Below are 15,310 nucleotides of genomic sequence, written 5' to 3'. Positions count from 1 at the left end.
TTGGGGCCTGCCGCCCGTACCCTTGCAGTGACGGCATCAAATAGCGGTTGCCGATAACTGGAGGCACACACAACATGCTGATCGCTCAGCGCCCCTCTCTGACCGAAGAGGTCGTCGACGAATTCCGCTCACGGTTCGTGATCGAGCCGCTGGAGCCGGGCTTCGGCTACACCCTCGGTAACTCTCTGCGTCGTACGCTCCTCTCCTCGATCCCCGGCGCTGCTGTCACCAGCATCCGGATCGACGGTGTCCTGCACGAGTTCTCGACCGTGCCGGGCGTCAAGGAGGACGTCACCGACCTCATCCTCAACATCAAGTCGCTCGTCGTCTCCTCGGAGCACGACGAGCCCGTCGTGATGTACCTGCGCAAGCAGGGCCCGGGTCTGGTCACCGCCGCGGACATCGCGCCGCCGGCCGGTGTCGAGGTGCACAACCCGGACCTGGTCCTCGCCACGCTGAACGGCAAGGGCAAGCTGGAGATGGAGCTGACCGTCGAGCGCGGTCGCGGCTACGTCTCCGCCGTCCAGAACAAGCAGCTGGGCCAGGAGATCGGCCGCGTCCCGGTCGACTCCATCTACTCGCCGGTCCTCAAGGTCACCTACAAGGTCGAGGCGACCCGTGTCGAGCAGCGCACCGACTTCGACAAGCTGATCGTCGACGTCGAGACCAAGCAGGCCATGCGCCCGCGTGACGCCATGGCGTCGGCGGGCAAGACCCTGGTCGAGCTGTTCGGCCTGGCACGCGAGCTCAACGTCGACGCCGAGGGCATCGACATGGGCCCGTCGCCGACGGACGCCGCGCTCGCGGCGGACCTGGCGCTGCCGATCGAGGAGCTGGAGCTCACCGTTCGGTCGTACAACTGCCTGAAGCGCGAGGGCATCCACTCGGTGGGCGAGCTGGTGGCCCGCTCCGAGGCGGACCTGCTCGACATCCGTAACTTCGGCGCGAAGTCGATCGACGAGGTCAAGGCGAAGCTGGCCGGCATGGGCCTGGCCCTCAAGGACAGCCCGCCCGGATTCGACCCGACCGCCGCGGCGGACGCCTTCGGCGCCGATGACGACGCGGATGCCGGGTTCGTGGAGACCGAGCAGTACTGAGGCGCTGACGCTGGGTTCTGGAGACCTGGCAGTACTGAGAGTCCGCCCTGTGCTGTTGTTGGGGAGCTGCGGGCCGGTTGTGGCTGGTCGCGCAGTTCCCCGCGCCCCTGACGGGGCGCACCACCCCGCGCTCCTTGAGGGGCGCGGGGCCGAATTCCCGGTACCTCGTACGGCCGGGACTGCCGCCGGTGCCTGATACGGCCGGTGCAGGGACAACGTGAGGAGAGACATCATGCCGAAGCCCACCAAGGGTCCCCGTCTGGGTGGCAGTGCCGCGCACCAGAAGGCGATGCTGGGCAACCTGGCCACCGCTCTGTTCGAGCACGGCCGCATCACGACGACCGAGGCGAAGGCCCGCCGCCTGCGTCCGGTCGCCGAGCGTCTGATCACCAAGGCGAAGAAGGGCGACCTTCACAACCGCCGTCAGGTCATGCGCACGGTCCTGGACAAGAGCGTCGTGCACACGCTCTTCACCGAGATCGGCCCGCGGTACGAGAACCGTCCCGGTGGCTACACCCGCATCACCAAGATCGGTCCGCGTCGTGGCGACAACGCCCCGATGGCGGTCATCGAGCTGGTCGAGGCCCTGACCGTGCAGCAGACCGCTGTCGGCGAGGCCGAGGCGGCGACCAAGCGCACCGCCAAGGACGCCGCTGGTGACGACGCTGTGGCCGAGCTGAAGAAGGACTCGGCCGAGGCCGAGGACGAGGACGGCGAGGCCAAGAACGCCTGACGTTCTTACCTCTGAGTGGGCCCGCTCCCTTGTGGGGGCGGGCCCACTTTGTCGTGTGCGGCGGGTCCTGGTTGGAGCAATGAGAAGATCGGACCGTGAGTGACGTGGTGCGAGTGCGGCTGGATCTGGCTTACAACGGGCGGGAGTTTTCCGGGTGGGCCCGGCAGCGGGGGCGGCGGACGGTGCAGGAGGAGATCGAGGACGCGCTGGGGGTCGTCCTGCGGCTGCCGGAGAAGCCGGAGCTGACCGTGGCCGGGCGGACCGACGCAGGGGTGCACGCGCGCGGGCAGGTCGCCCACGTCGACCTGCCCGGGGACGTCTGGGCCGAGCACGGGGAGCGGCTGTTGCGCCGGCTCGCCGGGCGGCTGCCCATGGACGTACGGATCTTCCGGGTGAGCGAGGCGCCCGCGCACTTCGACGCGCGGTTCTCCGCGATCTGGCGCCGCTACGCCTACCGCGTCACCGACCACCCCGGCGGAGCCGATCCGCTTCAGCGTGGCCATGTGCTGTGGCACAACTGGCCGCTGGACCTCGACGCCATGAACGAGGCCGCGGGCGGCCTGGTGGGCGAGCACGACTTCGCGGCGTACTGCAAGAAGCGTGAGGGCGCGACGACGATCCGCACGCTCCAGCGGCTGGAGTGGGTGCGGCGCGAGGACGGGGTGCTGGAGGCGACGGTCAGGGCGGACGCGTTCTGCCACAACATGGTCCGCTCGCTGGTGGGCGCCATGCTGTTCGTCGGCGACGGGCACCGTCCCCCGGAGTGGCCCGCGAAAGTGCTGGCCGCCGGGGTGCGGGACTCGGCCGTCCACGTCGTACGGCCGCACGGGCTGACCCTGGAGGAGGTCGGGTACCCGGCCGACGACGAGCTGGCCGCCCGCAACCTGGCGTCCCGCAACAAGCGGACCCTGCCGGGCAGCGGGGACGGGTCCGGCTGCTGCTGAACCGTACGACCGCTCGACGAGTCCGTACGAATCCCTCGGCGGGGTTTCGTATGAATCCCTCGGCGGGGTTCGTACGAATCCCTCGGCGGGTCCGTACGAACCCCTCGGCGGTGTGTGCGGATCCCCGGAATCAGGGGATCGCGACCGGGCCGTCGTCCGGGCCGCTGCGCTGCTGCGGGGTGCGGGGCTTTGTCGTCGTGGCTCGCTCGGCCCCCTTCTCGGCGCCGGGCGTGCCCAGGTTCTGCTTGACGGTGTCCAGGATCGTCAGGCCCTGGCCGACGAGGCCCGCGGCGATCTCGCCGAGGCCGTCGGCGCCGTTGAGGACGTTGACGTTGGCGTGGGACAGGCCCGCCGCCGCCTCCTTGACGATCTCCGGAAGCTGATTGATCAGCAGCTGGTCGAGGGCGACGCGGTCGTGGGAGGCCGCGGCCTCGGCCTGGATCTTCATCCGTTCGGCGTCGGCCAGTGCCACCACCCTGATCCGCTCGGCCTCTGCCTCGGCGGGCTTGACGACCTCGGCCACCAGCTCCTGCTGACGCAGCCGTGCCGCGCGCTCGGCCAGCTCCGTCTGTGCGGCGAGCACCTCCTGCTGGGCGTGCGCCTGGGCGAGCGGTCCGGCCTGCGCGGACTGGGCCTGGGCGCGGTCGACCTCGGCTTTGTACTCGGCCTGGACGACGGCGGTCTGCCGGTTGTACTCGGCCTGGTTGCGCTCCGCCTCCTGCTGGGCCTCGACCGACGCCTGGGTGGCCTTCGCCTCGGCGATCTTGGCCTGCCGCTGGATGGCCGCCTTGTGGGGGGCCGACATCGCCTCGATGTAGCCGGTGTCGCCGTCGTCGATGGACTGGATCTGGAGCGAGTCGACGATCAGGCCGATCTTCCCCATCTCGGTCTTCGACGTCTCCAGCACCTCGGTGGCGAGCTTCTGCCGCTCGGTGACGATCTCCTCGACCGTCATGGAGCCGATGATGGAGCGCAGGTGACCGGAGAAGATCCGCCCCGTCAGCACCGACATCTGCTCCTGCTCCGAAAGGAAGCGCTGCCCGGCGTTGACGATGCTCTCGGTGTCGTTGCCGACCTTGAAGGCGATCACGGCGCGCACCGTCAGCACGATGCCCTGCCGGGTCACACAGGTCTCCGCCACCTCGGCCTCGCGCATCGCCAGGGTCAGGAAGCGGGTCTTACGGAAGATCGGCAGCACGAACTTGCCGTGTCCGGTCACCACCCGGAAGGGCGCGCCTTTCAGCCCTCGCCTGCCGCCTGAGATGAGCATCGCCTCGTCGGGTGCGGGGACGCGATATCCGAACATCCTTCATCTCCTCAACTGGCTTGGTCCATACCGCCGGTGAGCGTGTCGAGGGGGTCGGTCCACTCGCTGACGTCGACCTGGCGCGTGCCGCGGGACTCGATGACGAGCACGGTCACGCCGGCCGGCAACGGTTCGGGGGACCAGGCGAGATAGGCCTCGGTGCCGCCTCTGATCCGTACGAGGACCTCGCCCGGTCCTGCGGCTCCTCGGGTGCCGATGACCAGTACCCCGGCGCAGCCGATCACGGTCTCGTCCCGCTCCATCGGCGGATGCCCCCTCGTCCCCCCAGCCCTGACGGTCTGCCACGGACCCTAGCGCTCTGACCGGGCGCGCCCGCGCACAGGGAGAACTTCGTTACCGCGTTGTGTGTCGTCAGGGGCCGATCCGCAAACCCCGGATCCAGGGCCCGGCTTCGGAGCCCGCTTCAGGAGGCCGGTTCCTTGGCCGCCTCGGAGGACTGGGCCCGGCCGCGCTGGAGGACGCGGGCGTAGGCGTAGTTGGAGCCGTCGAGCGCCACCTTCTGGGCCTGGGTGTCGGAGGGGCCCGACTCCTTGCCGTTGGTGCGGCCCGCGATGGTGAAGTAGGCGTAGCGGCCCAGACTGTTGGCCGTCGTACGGCAGGTGACGGTGCGGCAGAAGTCGGGGACGCCGTTGCCGGGGAGGGCCACCAGGTTGGGCCGGTACTGCTTCTTGACCTTCGCGGCGGTCTTCGCGTCCTCGAATGCGGCGATGCCGACCGTCACGGCGAGGCCGTTGCTGGTGAAGGTGGCGCGGTAGAGCGTGTCGCAGTCGTTGCCGGTCAGCACCGGGCCGAGGCCCGCGTGTGCCGCCTGGGCGCAGTTCTTGCTCGTGCTGGTGGAGGCGAGCTTGTAGGAGTGGCCGTTGACCGTGATGCGCTTGGCCGGGAAGAGCGTGGCCGCGCTCAGGGGCGCCTTGTCGTGCTCGGCGTCGGCGATGAAGTCCCTGGGCGGCGGCGGGGGCGGCGGCTCGTCCTTGAAGGTGGGCTGCGCGTCGCTGCTGGAGGGCAGGTCCTCGGGCGCCGGGAGCGAGCTGGAGGGCTTGTCGGAGGCGCCGTCCCCGCCGCCCTCGTTGACGACGGCCAACGCGACGATGCCCGCGACGGCGGCGGTCGCCAGCGCGCCGCCGCCCGCCATCAGCCAGCGGCGGCGCCTGCTGCGGTGGCGTTCGGCCTGCTCGGCGAGCGCGGCCCAGTCCGGTGTGGAACCGGAACCCCACTCGGGTCCCCCCTGCCCAAAGCTCATGGGCGCATCTTATGCGCTCGATATTCGCTTGGTTGAGGGGTACGGCGACGGTGACAATCCCGCACATGGGACATGTCGAGGTGGCACATCTGGAGTACTACCTTCCCGACGGGAGGCCGCTCTTCGACGACGCCTTCCTGCGGGTGGGCGAGGCCGCCTCGGTGGCGCTGGTGGGGGCCAACGGCGCGGGCAAGACGACGCTGCTGCGGCTGATCGCGGGGGAGCTGAAACCCGAGGCGGGGACGATCACCATCAGCGGTGGGCTGGGGGTGATGCCGCAGTTCGTGGGGAGCGTACGGGACGAGAGTACGGTGCGTGACCTGCTGGTTTCGGTGGCCCACCCGGAGATCCGCGCGGCGGCGCGCGCCGTGGACGAGGCGGAACTGGCGGTGATGACCGTCGACGACGAGAAGGCTCAGCTCCAGTACGCGCAGGCGCTCGCCGACTGGGCCGAGGCGCGCGGGTACGAAGCCGAGACGCTGTGGGACATGTGTACGGTCGCCGCGCTGGGCATCCCGTATGAGAAGGCGCAGTGGCGGCAGGTGCGCACGCTCTCCGGCGGTGAGCAGAAGCGGCTGGTGCTGGAGTCGCTGCTGCGCGGCACCGACGAGGTGCTGCTGCTGGACGAGCCGGACAACTATCTGGACGTCCCCGGCAAGCGCTGGCTGGAGGAGCGGCTGCGCGAGACGAAGAAGACGGTGCTGTTCATCTCCCACGACCGTGAGCTGCTCGCCCGCGCGGCCGACCGCATCGTCAGCGTCGAGCCGGGCGCCGCCGGCAGCGACGTATGGGTGCACGGCGGGGGCTTCGCGACGTTCCACGAGGCGCGCAAGGAGCGGTTCGCGCGCTTCGAGGAGCTGCGGCGGCGCTGGGACGAGGAGCACGCCAAGCTGAAGCGGCTCGTGATCATGTACAAGCAGAAGGCCGCCTTCAACTCGGACATGGCCTCCCGCCTCCAGGCCGCGCGCACGCGCCTTCAGAAGTTCGAGGAGGCGGGCCCGCCGATGGAGCCGCCGCGCGAACAGGACATCCGCATGCGGCTGCGGGGCGGACGCACGGGCGTGCGGGCCGTGACCTGCCAGGGCCTGGAGCTGACGGGGCTGATGCGCCCCTTCGACCTGGAGGTCTTCTACGGCGAGCGGGTCGCCGTGCTCGGCTCGAACGGCTCGGGCAAGTCCCACTTCCTGCGGCTGCTGGCCGGGGGTGAGGTGGCGCACACGGGCGCGTGGAAGCTGGGCGCGCGCGTGGTCCCGGGCCACTTCGCGCAGACCCACTCCCACCCCGAGCTGGAGGGGCGCACGCTCCTGGACATCCTGTGGAAGGAGCACGCGCGGGACCGTGGCGCCGCGATGTCGGTCCTGCGCCGCTACGAGCTGACCCGCCAGGCGGAGCTCCCCTTCGGCCGCCTCAGCGGCGGCCAGCAGGCCCGATTCCAGATCTTGCTGCTGGAGCTGGGGGGAGTGACGGCGCTGCTCCTGGACGAGCCGACGGACAACTTGGACCTGGAGTCGGCGGAGGCTCTTCAGGAGGGGCTGGAGTCTTTCGAGGGCACGGTGCTGGCGGTGACGCACGACCGCTGGTTCGCGCGCTCCTTCGACCGCTATCTCGTCTTCGGTGCGGACGGCCGGGTGCGGGAGGCGTCGGAGCCGGTGTGGGGGGAGGGGCGGGTTGCGCGGGTGCGGTGAACCCCGGTTTTGACCCTTGCGGGGGAGGGTCGGTATTCTGGCGGATCGTTGTGTGTATTGGCTTGCCTGTTCTCACGTGGGGGGTCTTTACACCGGCTCACCGGCTGACGTCTGGCGGTCGTGTGCGGTTGCGTCACCGCGTGCGGTCCTGTTCGGGATGATCTGTTGGTGGCCTTGTCAGGACCCAATTCACTGAAGAAGCGAAGGCTACGACCGTGCGTACGTACAGCCCCAAGCCCGGCGACGTCCAGCGCCAGTGGCACATCATCGACGCTCAGGACGTGGTCCTGGGCCGTCTGGCCTCTCAGGCCGCCACTCTCCTGAGGGGCAAGCACAAGCCGGTGTACGCGCCCCACGTTGACACTGGTGACTTCGTCATCATCATCAACGCCGACAAGGTGCACCTGTCCGGCAACAAGCGGATCCAGAAGCTGGCGTACCGCCACTCCGGGTACCCGGGTGGTCTGCGCTCCGTCCGTTACGACGAGCTGCTGGACAAGAACCCCGAGAAGGCGGTCGAGAAGGCCGTCAAGGGCATGATCCCCAAGAACACCCTGGGCCGTCAGATGCTCTCGAAGCTGAAGGTCTACTCGGGCGACCAGCACCCGCACGCTGCTCAGCAGCCCGTGCCGTTCGAGATCAGCCAGGTCGCGCAGTAAGTCCGGCCACCCCCTAAGACTGAAGAGAAGCTGAGGAGAATCGTGGCCGAGACCACCGCCGAGACCCCCGTCGAGGGCGTCGAGGAATACACCACCGAGACCCCCGAGGCCCCGGAGGAGTACACCTCCGAGTCCCTCGCGTCCCGCTTCGGCGACCCGCAGCCGGCCGCCGGCACCGGGCGTCGTAAGAACGCCATCGCCCGCGTCCGGATCATTCCGGGCAGCGGCAAGTGGAAGGTCAACGGGCGCACCCTTGAGGGCTACTTCCCCAACAAGGTGCACCAGCAGGAAGTCAACGAGCCGTTCAAGGTCCTGGAGCTGGACGACCGCTACGACGTGGTCGCCCGTATCTCCGGCGGCGGCATCTCGGGTCAGGCCGGCGCCCTGCGCCTGGGCGTGGCCCGCGCGCTGAACGAGGCGGACGTCGACAACAACCGCGGCACGCTCAAGAAGGCCGGGTTCCTCACGCGTGACTCGCGTGCCGTCGAGCGCAAGAAGGCCGGCCTCAAGAAGGCCCGTAAGGGCACGCAGTACAGCAAGCGCTGACCTGGCGCCGGCTGGAGGCTGTCGGCTGCGAAGGCTTCAGCCTGGATGCCCCGTCCGCACCTCGGTGCCGACGGGGCATCCGTCTTTTGGTGGCGACGGCCCCGCACCGCCACGGGGAATACAGGGCGTATACCTGGTGTAACGGGCTCGCGGAAGCCCGTGTGATGAACGCCCGCGGAACTCGGAGGAACGACTGTGGCACGACTCTTCGGTACGGACGGTGTACGTGGCGTCGCCAATGAGGGGCTGACGGCCGAGCTGGCGCTCGGGCTCTCGGTCGCGGCGGCCCACGTGCTGACCGAGGCAAGTGTGAGGGGCGGCGACAGCCGGCCGATGGCCGTGGTCGGGCGCGACCCCCGCGCTTCCGGGGAGTTCCTGGAGGCCGCCGTCGTGGCGGGTCTGGCCAGTGCCGGGGTCGATGTGCTGCGGGTCGGCGTGCTGCCGACGCCCGCCGTCGCCTATCTGACGGGAGCGCTGGGCGCCGACCTGGGCGTGATGCTCTCGGCCAGCCACAATCCGATGCCCGACAACGGCGTCAAGTTCTTCGCGCGCGGCGGCCACAAGCTCGCGGACGAGCTGGAGGACCGTATCGAGGCGCTCTACCGCGAGCACGCGGCGGGCGAGGCGTGGGCGCGGCCCGTCGGCGGCGGGGTGGGCCGGGTCAAGGACTACGACGAGGGCTTCGACAACTACGTCGCCCATCTCGTCGGCGTCCTCCCCAACCGGCTCGACGGGCTCAAGGTCGTCATCGACGGGGCGCACGGTGCGGCGTCCCGCGTCTCCCCGGAGGCGTTCGCGCGCGCGGGCGCCGACGTCGTGACCATCGGCACCGACCCCGACGGGCTCAACATCAACGACGAGTGCGGCTCCACCCACCTGGACGGGCTGCGGGACGCCGTCGTACATCACGGCGCGGACCTGGGCGTCGCCCACGACGGCGACGCCGACCGCTGCCTGGCCGTGGACGCGGCGGGCGGGGAGATCGACGGGGACCAGATCCTCGCCGTACTCAGCCTCGCCATGAAGGAGGCCGGGCAGCTGCGCAAGGACACCGTCGTCGCCACGGTCATGTCCAACCTCGGCTTCAAACTCGCGCTGGAGCGTGAGGGCATCTCGCTGCTCCAGACCGCGGTCGGCGACCGCTATGTGCTGGAGGAGATGAAGCGCGGCGGGTTCTCGCTGGGCGGCGAGCAGTCCGGGCACGTGATCGTGCTCGACCACGCCACCACCGGCGACGGGACGCTGACCGGCCTGATGCTGGCCGCTCGCGTCGCGGCGACGGGGAAGCCGCTGGCGGAGCTGATCGGGGTGATGGAGCGGCTGCCGCAGGTCCTGGTGAACGTGCCGGACGTGGACAAGTCGCGAGTCACGACCGCTCCCGAGCTGGTTTCCGCTGTCGCGGAGGCCGAGCGCGAGTTGGGAGAGACCGGGCGCGTGCTGCTCCGGTCCTCCGGGACCGAGCCGCTGGTGCGGGTGATGGTGGAGGCCGCGGATATCGAGCATGCCCGGGCTGTCGCGGGGCGGCTTGCCGATGTGGTGAAGCGGACGCTGGGCTGACGCGTGGCGGGTGCGCCGGCAGTGCTTGCGGGTGCGGGTGCGGGTGCGGGTGCGGGGTGCGGTGGGTGGGCGGGTGCGGTTCCGTTGTTCCCGGCCTCCCCGGCGCCCCGGGCCGGGGAGGTGCCCCCTGCCCCGCGGAACGCCCGCCCGCTGCGGCGGTGGGTGCGTCTACAGCTTGCGCAGTGACAGTCTCCGGACCTTGTGGTCCGGGCCCTTGTGGAGTTGGAGGGTCGCTCGGCCGCGGGTGGGGGCTATGTTCTGGCGGAGGTTGGGCTCGTTGATGGTGCGCCAGGTGTTGCGGGCGTAGTCGAGGGCCTCTTCCTCGGAGACCGTCGTGTACTTGTGGAAGTACGAGCGCGGGTTCTGGAACGCGGTCTCGCGCAGCTTGCGGAAGCGGTCGAGGTACCAGCGTTCGATGTCGTCCGTACGCGCGTCGACGTACAGCGAGAAGTCGAAGTAGTCCGCGACGGCGAGGCGGGTGCGGCCGTCCTTGCCGGGGAGCGCGGGCTGGAGGACGTTGAGGCCCTCGACGATCAGGATGTCGGGCCTGCGCACCGTCAGCGTCTCGCCCGGCACGATGTCGTAGATCAGGTGGGAGTAGACCGGCCCCGTCACCTCGGGCTTGCCCGCCTTGACGTCGGCGACGAAGCGGGTGAGGGCCCGGCGGTCGTAGGACTCGGGGAAGCCCTTGCGGGACATCAGCCCGCGCCGCTCCAGCTCGGCCTTGGGCAGCAGGAAGCCGTCCGTGGTGACCAGCTCGACGCGCGGGTGTTCGGGCATCGGCGCGTCTCCCGCGTCTCCCGCGCCGCTGAGGCGCCGGGGGAGGGCCAGTAGCGCCTGGAGCAGGCGCGCGACCGTGGACTTGCCGACGGCGACGCTGCCCGCGACGCCGATCACGAACGGCGTGCCGCCGCTTTGGCCCTTGTCGCCGAGGAACGTGTTGAGCGCGCCGCGCAGGCCGTGCGTGGCTTCCACGTGGAGGTTGAGCAGCCGGGAGAGCGGCAGGTAGATGTCCCGTACCTCGTCCAGGTCGATGACGTCGCCCAGGCCGCGGAGGTTCTCGACCTCGGCGGCGGTGAGCAGCAGGGGCGTTCGTGCGCGCAGGGCGCTCCACTCCGCGCGGCTGAGGTCGAGGTAGGGCTTCGTGGGCACCTGGCCATTCTGCGCGGCCGGAGCGCCGCTCTCACGTCCGGGGGCCCCGGAACGGTTCTGGCCTATCAGTGACTTTCGATTCCCTCTTCTCGTGTGACCTGGGAACCTTTCGAGGAGATACAGGCGTGTGGAGTTCTGAACGTAGAGAAGGTGTACGGCGGGTGTGATTATCGCTATATTCCGCCCATGTCGCATCTATTAAGCCTCAAGCGCCTCAGACGTAACCGTCCCGATAGATCCCTGGACGTCTACGCAGGCCATGTCTACAGCGACCTGACCGACGGCCTCCCGGACGAGGACCTCTTGGAAGACCTGACGGAGTCGCTGGACATGTACGTGATGGGCAGCAAGCCTCGCTGCGAGGAGTCGGAGTATCTGGAGCTGGTCGGGGAGGCCATAGACCGGATGGCGCTCGGCGAGTGAGCCCCGCGCCCGGGTGACGGTGACGGGGTCCCTGGGGTGTCCAGCCCTGCCTGTGCGGTAGACATGGCAGGTCACGGGGCTGGAAGGGGTATCCATGTGCGGAATCGTCGGCTACGTGGGCGGACAGTCGGCGCTCGACGTCGTCCTCGCGGGCCTTCAGCGGCTGGAGCGCCCGGACGACGAGTCCTCGGGGGTCGCCGTCCTCGCCGACGGGCAGCTGGCGGCGGCGAAGCGCGTGGGCACCCTCGCCGGCCTTCATGAGGAGCTTGCCGCCCGGCCACTGCCGGCGGGACAAACGGCGCTCGGCCACCTCCGCCGCGCGTCGCACGGCGCCGAGCACGGTGCCGCGACCGGCGGCTCCCGCGTGCTGGGCAGCTCCAGCGTGCCGGGCGGGGCCGACGCCGTACTCGGCGAGGCTGACGCGCACCCCCACCTGGACGGCGCGGGCCGCGTCGCGGTCGTGCAGGACGGCACGCTCGGCAACCGGGCCGCGCTGCGGGCGGAGTTGAGCGGGCGCGGCCACGAACTCGCCTCCGAGACCGATACGGAGGCCGTCGCGCAGCTGCTCGCCGAGGCGTTCTCCTCCTGCGGCGAGCTGGCCGAGGCGGTGCGGCAGATCTGCCGCCGCCTGGAGGGCACGTTCACGCTCGTCGCCGTGCACGCCGACGACCCGGACGCGATGGTCGGCGCGTGCCGTGACGCGCCGCTGGTGGCGGGGTGGGGCGACGGGGACGGTGACGGGGAGTTCGTCCTGGCCTCCGACGCGGCGGTGTTCGACGACGGCGTCGGCGCTGGTGCCGGCGCCTTGGGCGGCGTGCGCGAGGTGGTGGAGCTGGGGGGCGAGGGCCGGGAGCAGGTGGTGGAGCTGCGCCGGGCGGGCGGGATGACCGTCACGGACTTCGAGGGCGCGGCGGTGAAGGCGGACGCGTAATCTCGCCACGTCGGTGACGTCGCCCCGTTGGACCGGGGCGGGCACGGAACGGACCGGGCGTGAACGGACCGGGCATGGACGGGCCGGGGCATGGACGGGGCGCGAAGGAAGCGAGGGCGGTCAGGGTGAGGCAGCGGTGATCATCGGGGTGGGAATCGACGTCGCGGAGATCGAGCGCTTCGCCGTGTCCATGGAGCGCACGCCCGCGATGGCGCACCGGCTGTTCGTGGCCGGTGAGCTGTGGCTGCCCAGCGGGGAGCGCCGCGGGGTGGCCTCGCTGGCGGCCCGCTTCGCGGCCAAGGAGGCCCTGGCCAAGTCCCTGGGCGCGCCGTTGGGCCTCCGCTGGACGGATGCCGAGGTCCGCACGGCCGACTCCGGCCAGCCCTATCTGAAGGTGCGCGGCACGGTCGCGGAACGGGCAGCGGAGCTGGGGGTGCGCAGCTGGCATGTGTCCCTCTCGCACGACGCGGGCGTGGCCTCGGCCGTGGTGGTCGCGGAGGGCTGAGCGGGGTGGCCGAGCGGTCAGCGTGCAGTGGCCGGGGTGGGCGACGGAGCCTCGCGGGCCGGGCTGATCTCCGGCCCGGGGCGCGTCGTTGCGGGGTGGGCGCCACACTGGGGGGATGAGGACTGGTTACGGCGTGGAGGCGGTGCGGGCCGGCGAGGGGACGCTGATGGCGCGGCTGCCGGACGGGGCGCTGATGCAGCGTGCCGCGGCGGGGCTCGCGGTCGCGTGCGCCCGGCTGCTGGGGCGGACGTACGGGGCGCGGGTGGTGCTGCTCGTCGGCAGCGGCGACAACGGCGGGGACGCGCTCTACGCCGGGGCCCGGCTGGCGCGGCGCGGCGCGGGGGTGACCGCGGTGCTGCTCTCGCCCGAGCGCGCCCACGAGGGCGGGCTCGCGGCGCTGCGCGCGGCGGGCGGGCGTTCCGTCGTGGCGCCCGGCGCGGTCGTCGAAGGGGTGGCCGAGCCGGTCGCCGGGATCATCGGGCGGGCCGACCTGGTGCTGGACGGAATCGTCGGCATCGGCGGGACGGGCGGACTGCGGCCCGCCGCCGTGGAGTTGGCCGACCTCGTACGGGAGGCGGGCGTGCCCGTCGTGGCCGTCGACCTGCCCAGCGGGGTGGACGCCGACACCGGCGAGGTGAACGGCGCCGCGGTGCGGGCCGACGCGACGGTGACCTTCGGTGCGTACAAACCGGGGCTGCTGATCGACCCCGCGAGGGAGTACGCGGGTGCCGTACGGCTCATCGACATCGGCCTGGACCCCCACCTGCCACAGGACGGGGCGGTCGAGGCGCTTCAGCACGCCGATGTGGCCCGGCTGCTGCCCAGGCCGTCGGCCGAGAGCGACAAGTACCGGCGCGGTGTCGTCGGCGTCGTCGCGGGCTCGGCGCGCTATCCCGGCGCCGCCGTGCTGGCCGTCTCGGGCGCGCTGCGCAGCGGGGCCGGGGCAGTGCGGTACGTGGGGCCCGGATCGGACGCGGTCATCGCGCGCTTTCCCGAGACACTGGTCTCCGCCGGGCCGCCCCGGCGAGCGGGCCGGGTGCAGGCCTGGGCTGCCGGGTCGGGGCTCGGCGACGAGCCGGCGGCACGTCAGGCGGTGGCCGAGGTGATCGGCTCGGACGTGCCCGTGCTGGTGGACGCCGACGGCCTGCGGCTGATGGACCTCGCGGCGGTGCGCGCGCGCACCGCGCCCACTGTGCTGACGCCGCACGCCGGCGAGGCCTCGGCGCTGCTGGGGGTGGCGCGCGAGGAGGTGGAGGCGGGTCGGCTGTCGGCCGTGCGGGACCTGGCGGAGCGTACGGGGGCGACCGTGCTGCTCAAGGGCTCGACGACGCTGGTCGCCGAGCCCGGAGACTCACCTGTACGGGTGAACGCCACAGGAACGGGCCGGCTCGCCACCGCCGGCAGCGGGGATGTGCTGACCGGGCTGGTGGGAGGGCTCCTCGCCGCGGGCCTCTCCGCCCTCGACGCCGCCTCGGCGGGTGCCTACCTCCACGGCCTGGCGGGCCGTCTCGCCCCCGATCCGCCGTCGGCCACGGATGTCGCCGACGCTCTCTCGAAGGCGTGGCGGGACGTCACCTCCTGATGGGGCGACCGGATTCCTGAGCGGCGGCCGTTCCAGAGCGGCGGCCTTCCGAGCGATGGCCTTTCCGAGCGGCAGTCGACTTCCTGGGGCGGCACGTGACCCCCTGACGGGCCGGGGAGCCGGGGCACACCGGCCCGCGGCGTCCTCCTGGGCGGGCGCCCGGTCCCGTACGGAAGCGGCGTCGAGCCGCTTCTACAGCCAGTGCCCCGCGTGGGGAGCGCGCCGGGGGACGGCAGTTGGGGCGGGGCGTTGTCAGTGGGCGGTGTCACACTCCGGGCATGAGCGATCAAAGCGCCTCGGACGCCGCGCCGGGGCAGGCCACGCCGCAGCACTTCGCCGCCTTGTGGGCGGACGACGACCGGGAGCCGCTTCCGCTGGTGGGGAGCGAGCGGGAGATACTGACCCGCTCGCTGGACTGGTACCGCGACACGCTGGTGCTCAAGTGCTCGGGCCTCACGCCCCAGGAGCTGTCGAAGCGCTCCGTGCCACCCTCGGGGATGAGCCTGCACGGGCTGCTGCGGCATCTGGCGGGCGTGGAGCGCTGGTGGTTCCGCATCCAACTGGGCGGCGAAGAGGCGCCGATGCTCTATTACTCGAACGAGGATCCGGAGCAGGATTTCGACCGGCTGGACGGCGACCCGGCGGAGGTGCTGGCCGTATGGCGGCGGGAGTGCGAGCGCTCCCGCGAGATCGTCGCCGCCATGGACCTGGACGCCACCGGGGTGCACAAGCGCACCGGCGATCCCGTCTCGGTACGGCGGGTGCTCGTCTGGATGATCGCCGAGTACGCCCGGCACGGCGGACACGCCGACCTGCTGCGCGAGCGCATCGACGGGGCCACCGGCCACTGAGGCGGGGGCACGGCGCCCCCCGAGGCGCGGACGGGCCGGGCACGAGGGCGTGGACGGCCGGGCACGAAGGCATGGACG

15 protein-coding genes and 1 pseudogene are annotated in these 15,310 nt (G+C 71.4%); 12 read left to right on the top strand and 4 right to left on the bottom strand.

The genetic code is table 11. The annotated features are described in order from the left end of the window. Positions 1–74 precede the first annotated feature (74 nt). From OHB04_RS17080 to truA, 3 genes are all read left to right on the top strand, one after another. Positions 75–1,097 (top strand): DNA-directed RNA polymerase subunit alpha, encoded by a 1,023-nt coding sequence (locus tag OHB04_RS17080; protein ID WP_326688559.1) that lies wholly within the window; start codon positions 75–77, stop codon positions 1,095–1,097. A gap of 232 nt (positions 1,098–1,329) precedes the next feature. Continuing rightward, positions 1,330–1,830, top strand: a complete 501-nt coding sequence (gene rplQ / locus OHB04_RS17075; RefSeq protein WP_326688558.1) for a 50S ribosomal protein L17 — start codon at positions 1,330–1,332, stop codon at positions 1,828–1,830. Between the two features lie 95 nt (positions 1,831–1,925). Continuing rightward, a complete protein-coding gene (gene truA, locus OHB04_RS17070; protein WP_326688557.1) occupies positions 1,926–2,774 on the top strand; it encodes a tRNA pseudouridine(38-40) synthase TruA in 849 nt (282 codons plus the stop codon). A 130-nt stretch (positions 2,775–2,904) separates the two neighbouring features. Here truA and OHB04_RS17065 read toward each other — a convergent pair whose 3' ends face one another. The 3 genes from OHB04_RS17065 to OHB04_RS17055 all read right to left on the bottom strand — a co-directional run bounded on the left by OHB04_RS17065 (position 2,905) and on the right by OHB04_RS17055 (position 5,341). Continuing rightward, positions 2,905–4,080, bottom strand: a complete 1,176-nt coding sequence (locus OHB04_RS17065; RefSeq protein ID WP_326688556.1) for a flotillin family protein — start codon at positions 4,078–4,080, stop codon at positions 2,905–2,907. A gap of 11 nt (positions 4,081–4,091) precedes the next feature. Next, positions 4,092–4,343, bottom strand: a complete 252-nt coding sequence (locus OHB04_RS17060; protein ID WP_326807753.1) for a hypothetical protein — start codon at positions 4,341–4,343, stop codon at positions 4,092–4,094. A gap of 161 nt (positions 4,344–4,504) precedes the next feature. Then, positions 4,505–5,341, bottom strand: coding sequence for a hypothetical protein (locus OHB04_RS17055; protein ID WP_326807752.1), 837 nt, complete (start codon positions 5,339–5,341; stop codon positions 4,505–4,507). 65 nt (positions 5,342–5,406) lie between these two features. Between OHB04_RS17055 and OHB04_RS17050 the strand changes: the two genes are divergently transcribed. The 4 genes from OHB04_RS17050 (at position 5,407) to glmM (ending at position 9,788) form a co-directional block, all read left to right on the top strand. Next, positions 5,407–7,026, top strand: a complete 1,620-nt coding sequence (locus OHB04_RS17050; protein WP_326807751.1) for an ABC-F family ATP-binding cassette domain-containing protein — start codon at positions 5,407–5,409, stop codon at positions 7,024–7,026. A gap of 215 nt (positions 7,027–7,241) precedes the next feature. Next, positions 7,242–7,685, top strand: a complete 444-nt coding sequence (gene rplM, locus OHB04_RS17045; protein WP_326688552.1) for a 50S ribosomal protein L13 — start codon at positions 7,242–7,244, stop codon at positions 7,683–7,685. Between the two features lie 42 nt (positions 7,686–7,727). Next, complete coding sequence (gene rpsI / locus OHB04_RS17040) at positions 7,728–8,231, top strand: 30S ribosomal protein S9 (protein ID WP_326807750.1); 504 nt, start codon at positions 7,728–7,730, stop codon at positions 8,229–8,231. A 195-nt stretch (positions 8,232–8,426) separates the two neighbouring features. Further along, positions 8,427–9,788 carry a phosphoglucosamine mutase gene (glmM, locus tag OHB04_RS17035; protein WP_326688550.1) on the top strand — a complete coding sequence of 454 codons (1,362 nt, stop codon included), beginning with the start codon at positions 8,427–8,429 and terminating at the stop codon, positions 9,786–9,788. Between the two features lie 168 nt (positions 9,789–9,956). On the opposite strand, the gene coaA is transcribed toward glmM, so the two are convergent. Beyond that, positions 9,957–10,940, bottom strand: a complete 984-nt coding sequence (gene coaA, locus OHB04_RS17030) for a type I pantothenate kinase (RefSeq protein WP_326688549.1) — start codon at positions 10,938–10,940, stop codon at positions 9,957–9,959. Positions 10,941–11,126: 186 nt separating this feature from the next. On the opposite strand from coaA, the gene OHB04_RS17025 reads away from it, so the two are divergent. From OHB04_RS17025 to OHB04_RS17005, 5 genes and pseudogenes are all read left to right on the top strand, one after another. After that, positions 11,127–11,363: a hypothetical protein gene (locus tag OHB04_RS17025; RefSeq protein WP_326688548.1), complete on the top strand. Its 237-nt coding sequence runs from the start codon at positions 11,127–11,129 to the stop codon at positions 11,361–11,363. Between the two features lie 94 nt (positions 11,364–11,457). Beyond that, positions 11,458–12,273: pseudogene (locus OHB04_RS17020) on the top strand (hypothetical protein); the annotation flags it as partial. Positions 12,274–12,430: 157 nt separating this feature from the next. Further along, positions 12,431–12,799 (top strand): holo-ACP synthase, encoded by a 369-nt coding sequence (locus tag OHB04_RS17015; RefSeq protein ID WP_326688547.1) that lies wholly within the window; start codon positions 12,431–12,433, stop codon positions 12,797–12,799. Positions 12,800–12,914: 115 nt separating this feature from the next. After that, positions 12,915–14,381 carry an NAD(P)H-hydrate dehydratase gene (locus OHB04_RS17010; RefSeq protein WP_326807749.1) on the top strand — a complete coding sequence of 489 codons (1,467 nt, stop codon included), beginning with the start codon at positions 12,915–12,917 and terminating at the stop codon, positions 14,379–14,381. Between the two features lie 278 nt (positions 14,382–14,659). Continuing rightward, on the top strand, positions 14,660–15,232 hold the full coding sequence (locus OHB04_RS17005) for a DinB family protein (protein ID WP_326807748.1): 573 nt from the start codon (positions 14,660–14,662) through the stop codon (positions 15,230–15,232). Positions 15,233–15,310: the final 78 nt, after the last annotated feature.

The sequence above is a fragment of the Streptomyces sp. NBC_01775 genome (assembly GCF_035917675.1).
Taxonomy (GTDB): domain Bacteria; phylum Actinomycetota; class Actinomycetes; order Streptomycetales; family Streptomycetaceae; genus Streptomyces.
The sequence above is the reverse complement of the archived record's forward strand: the minus strand, read 5'-3'. Positions and strand labels throughout refer to the sequence as shown.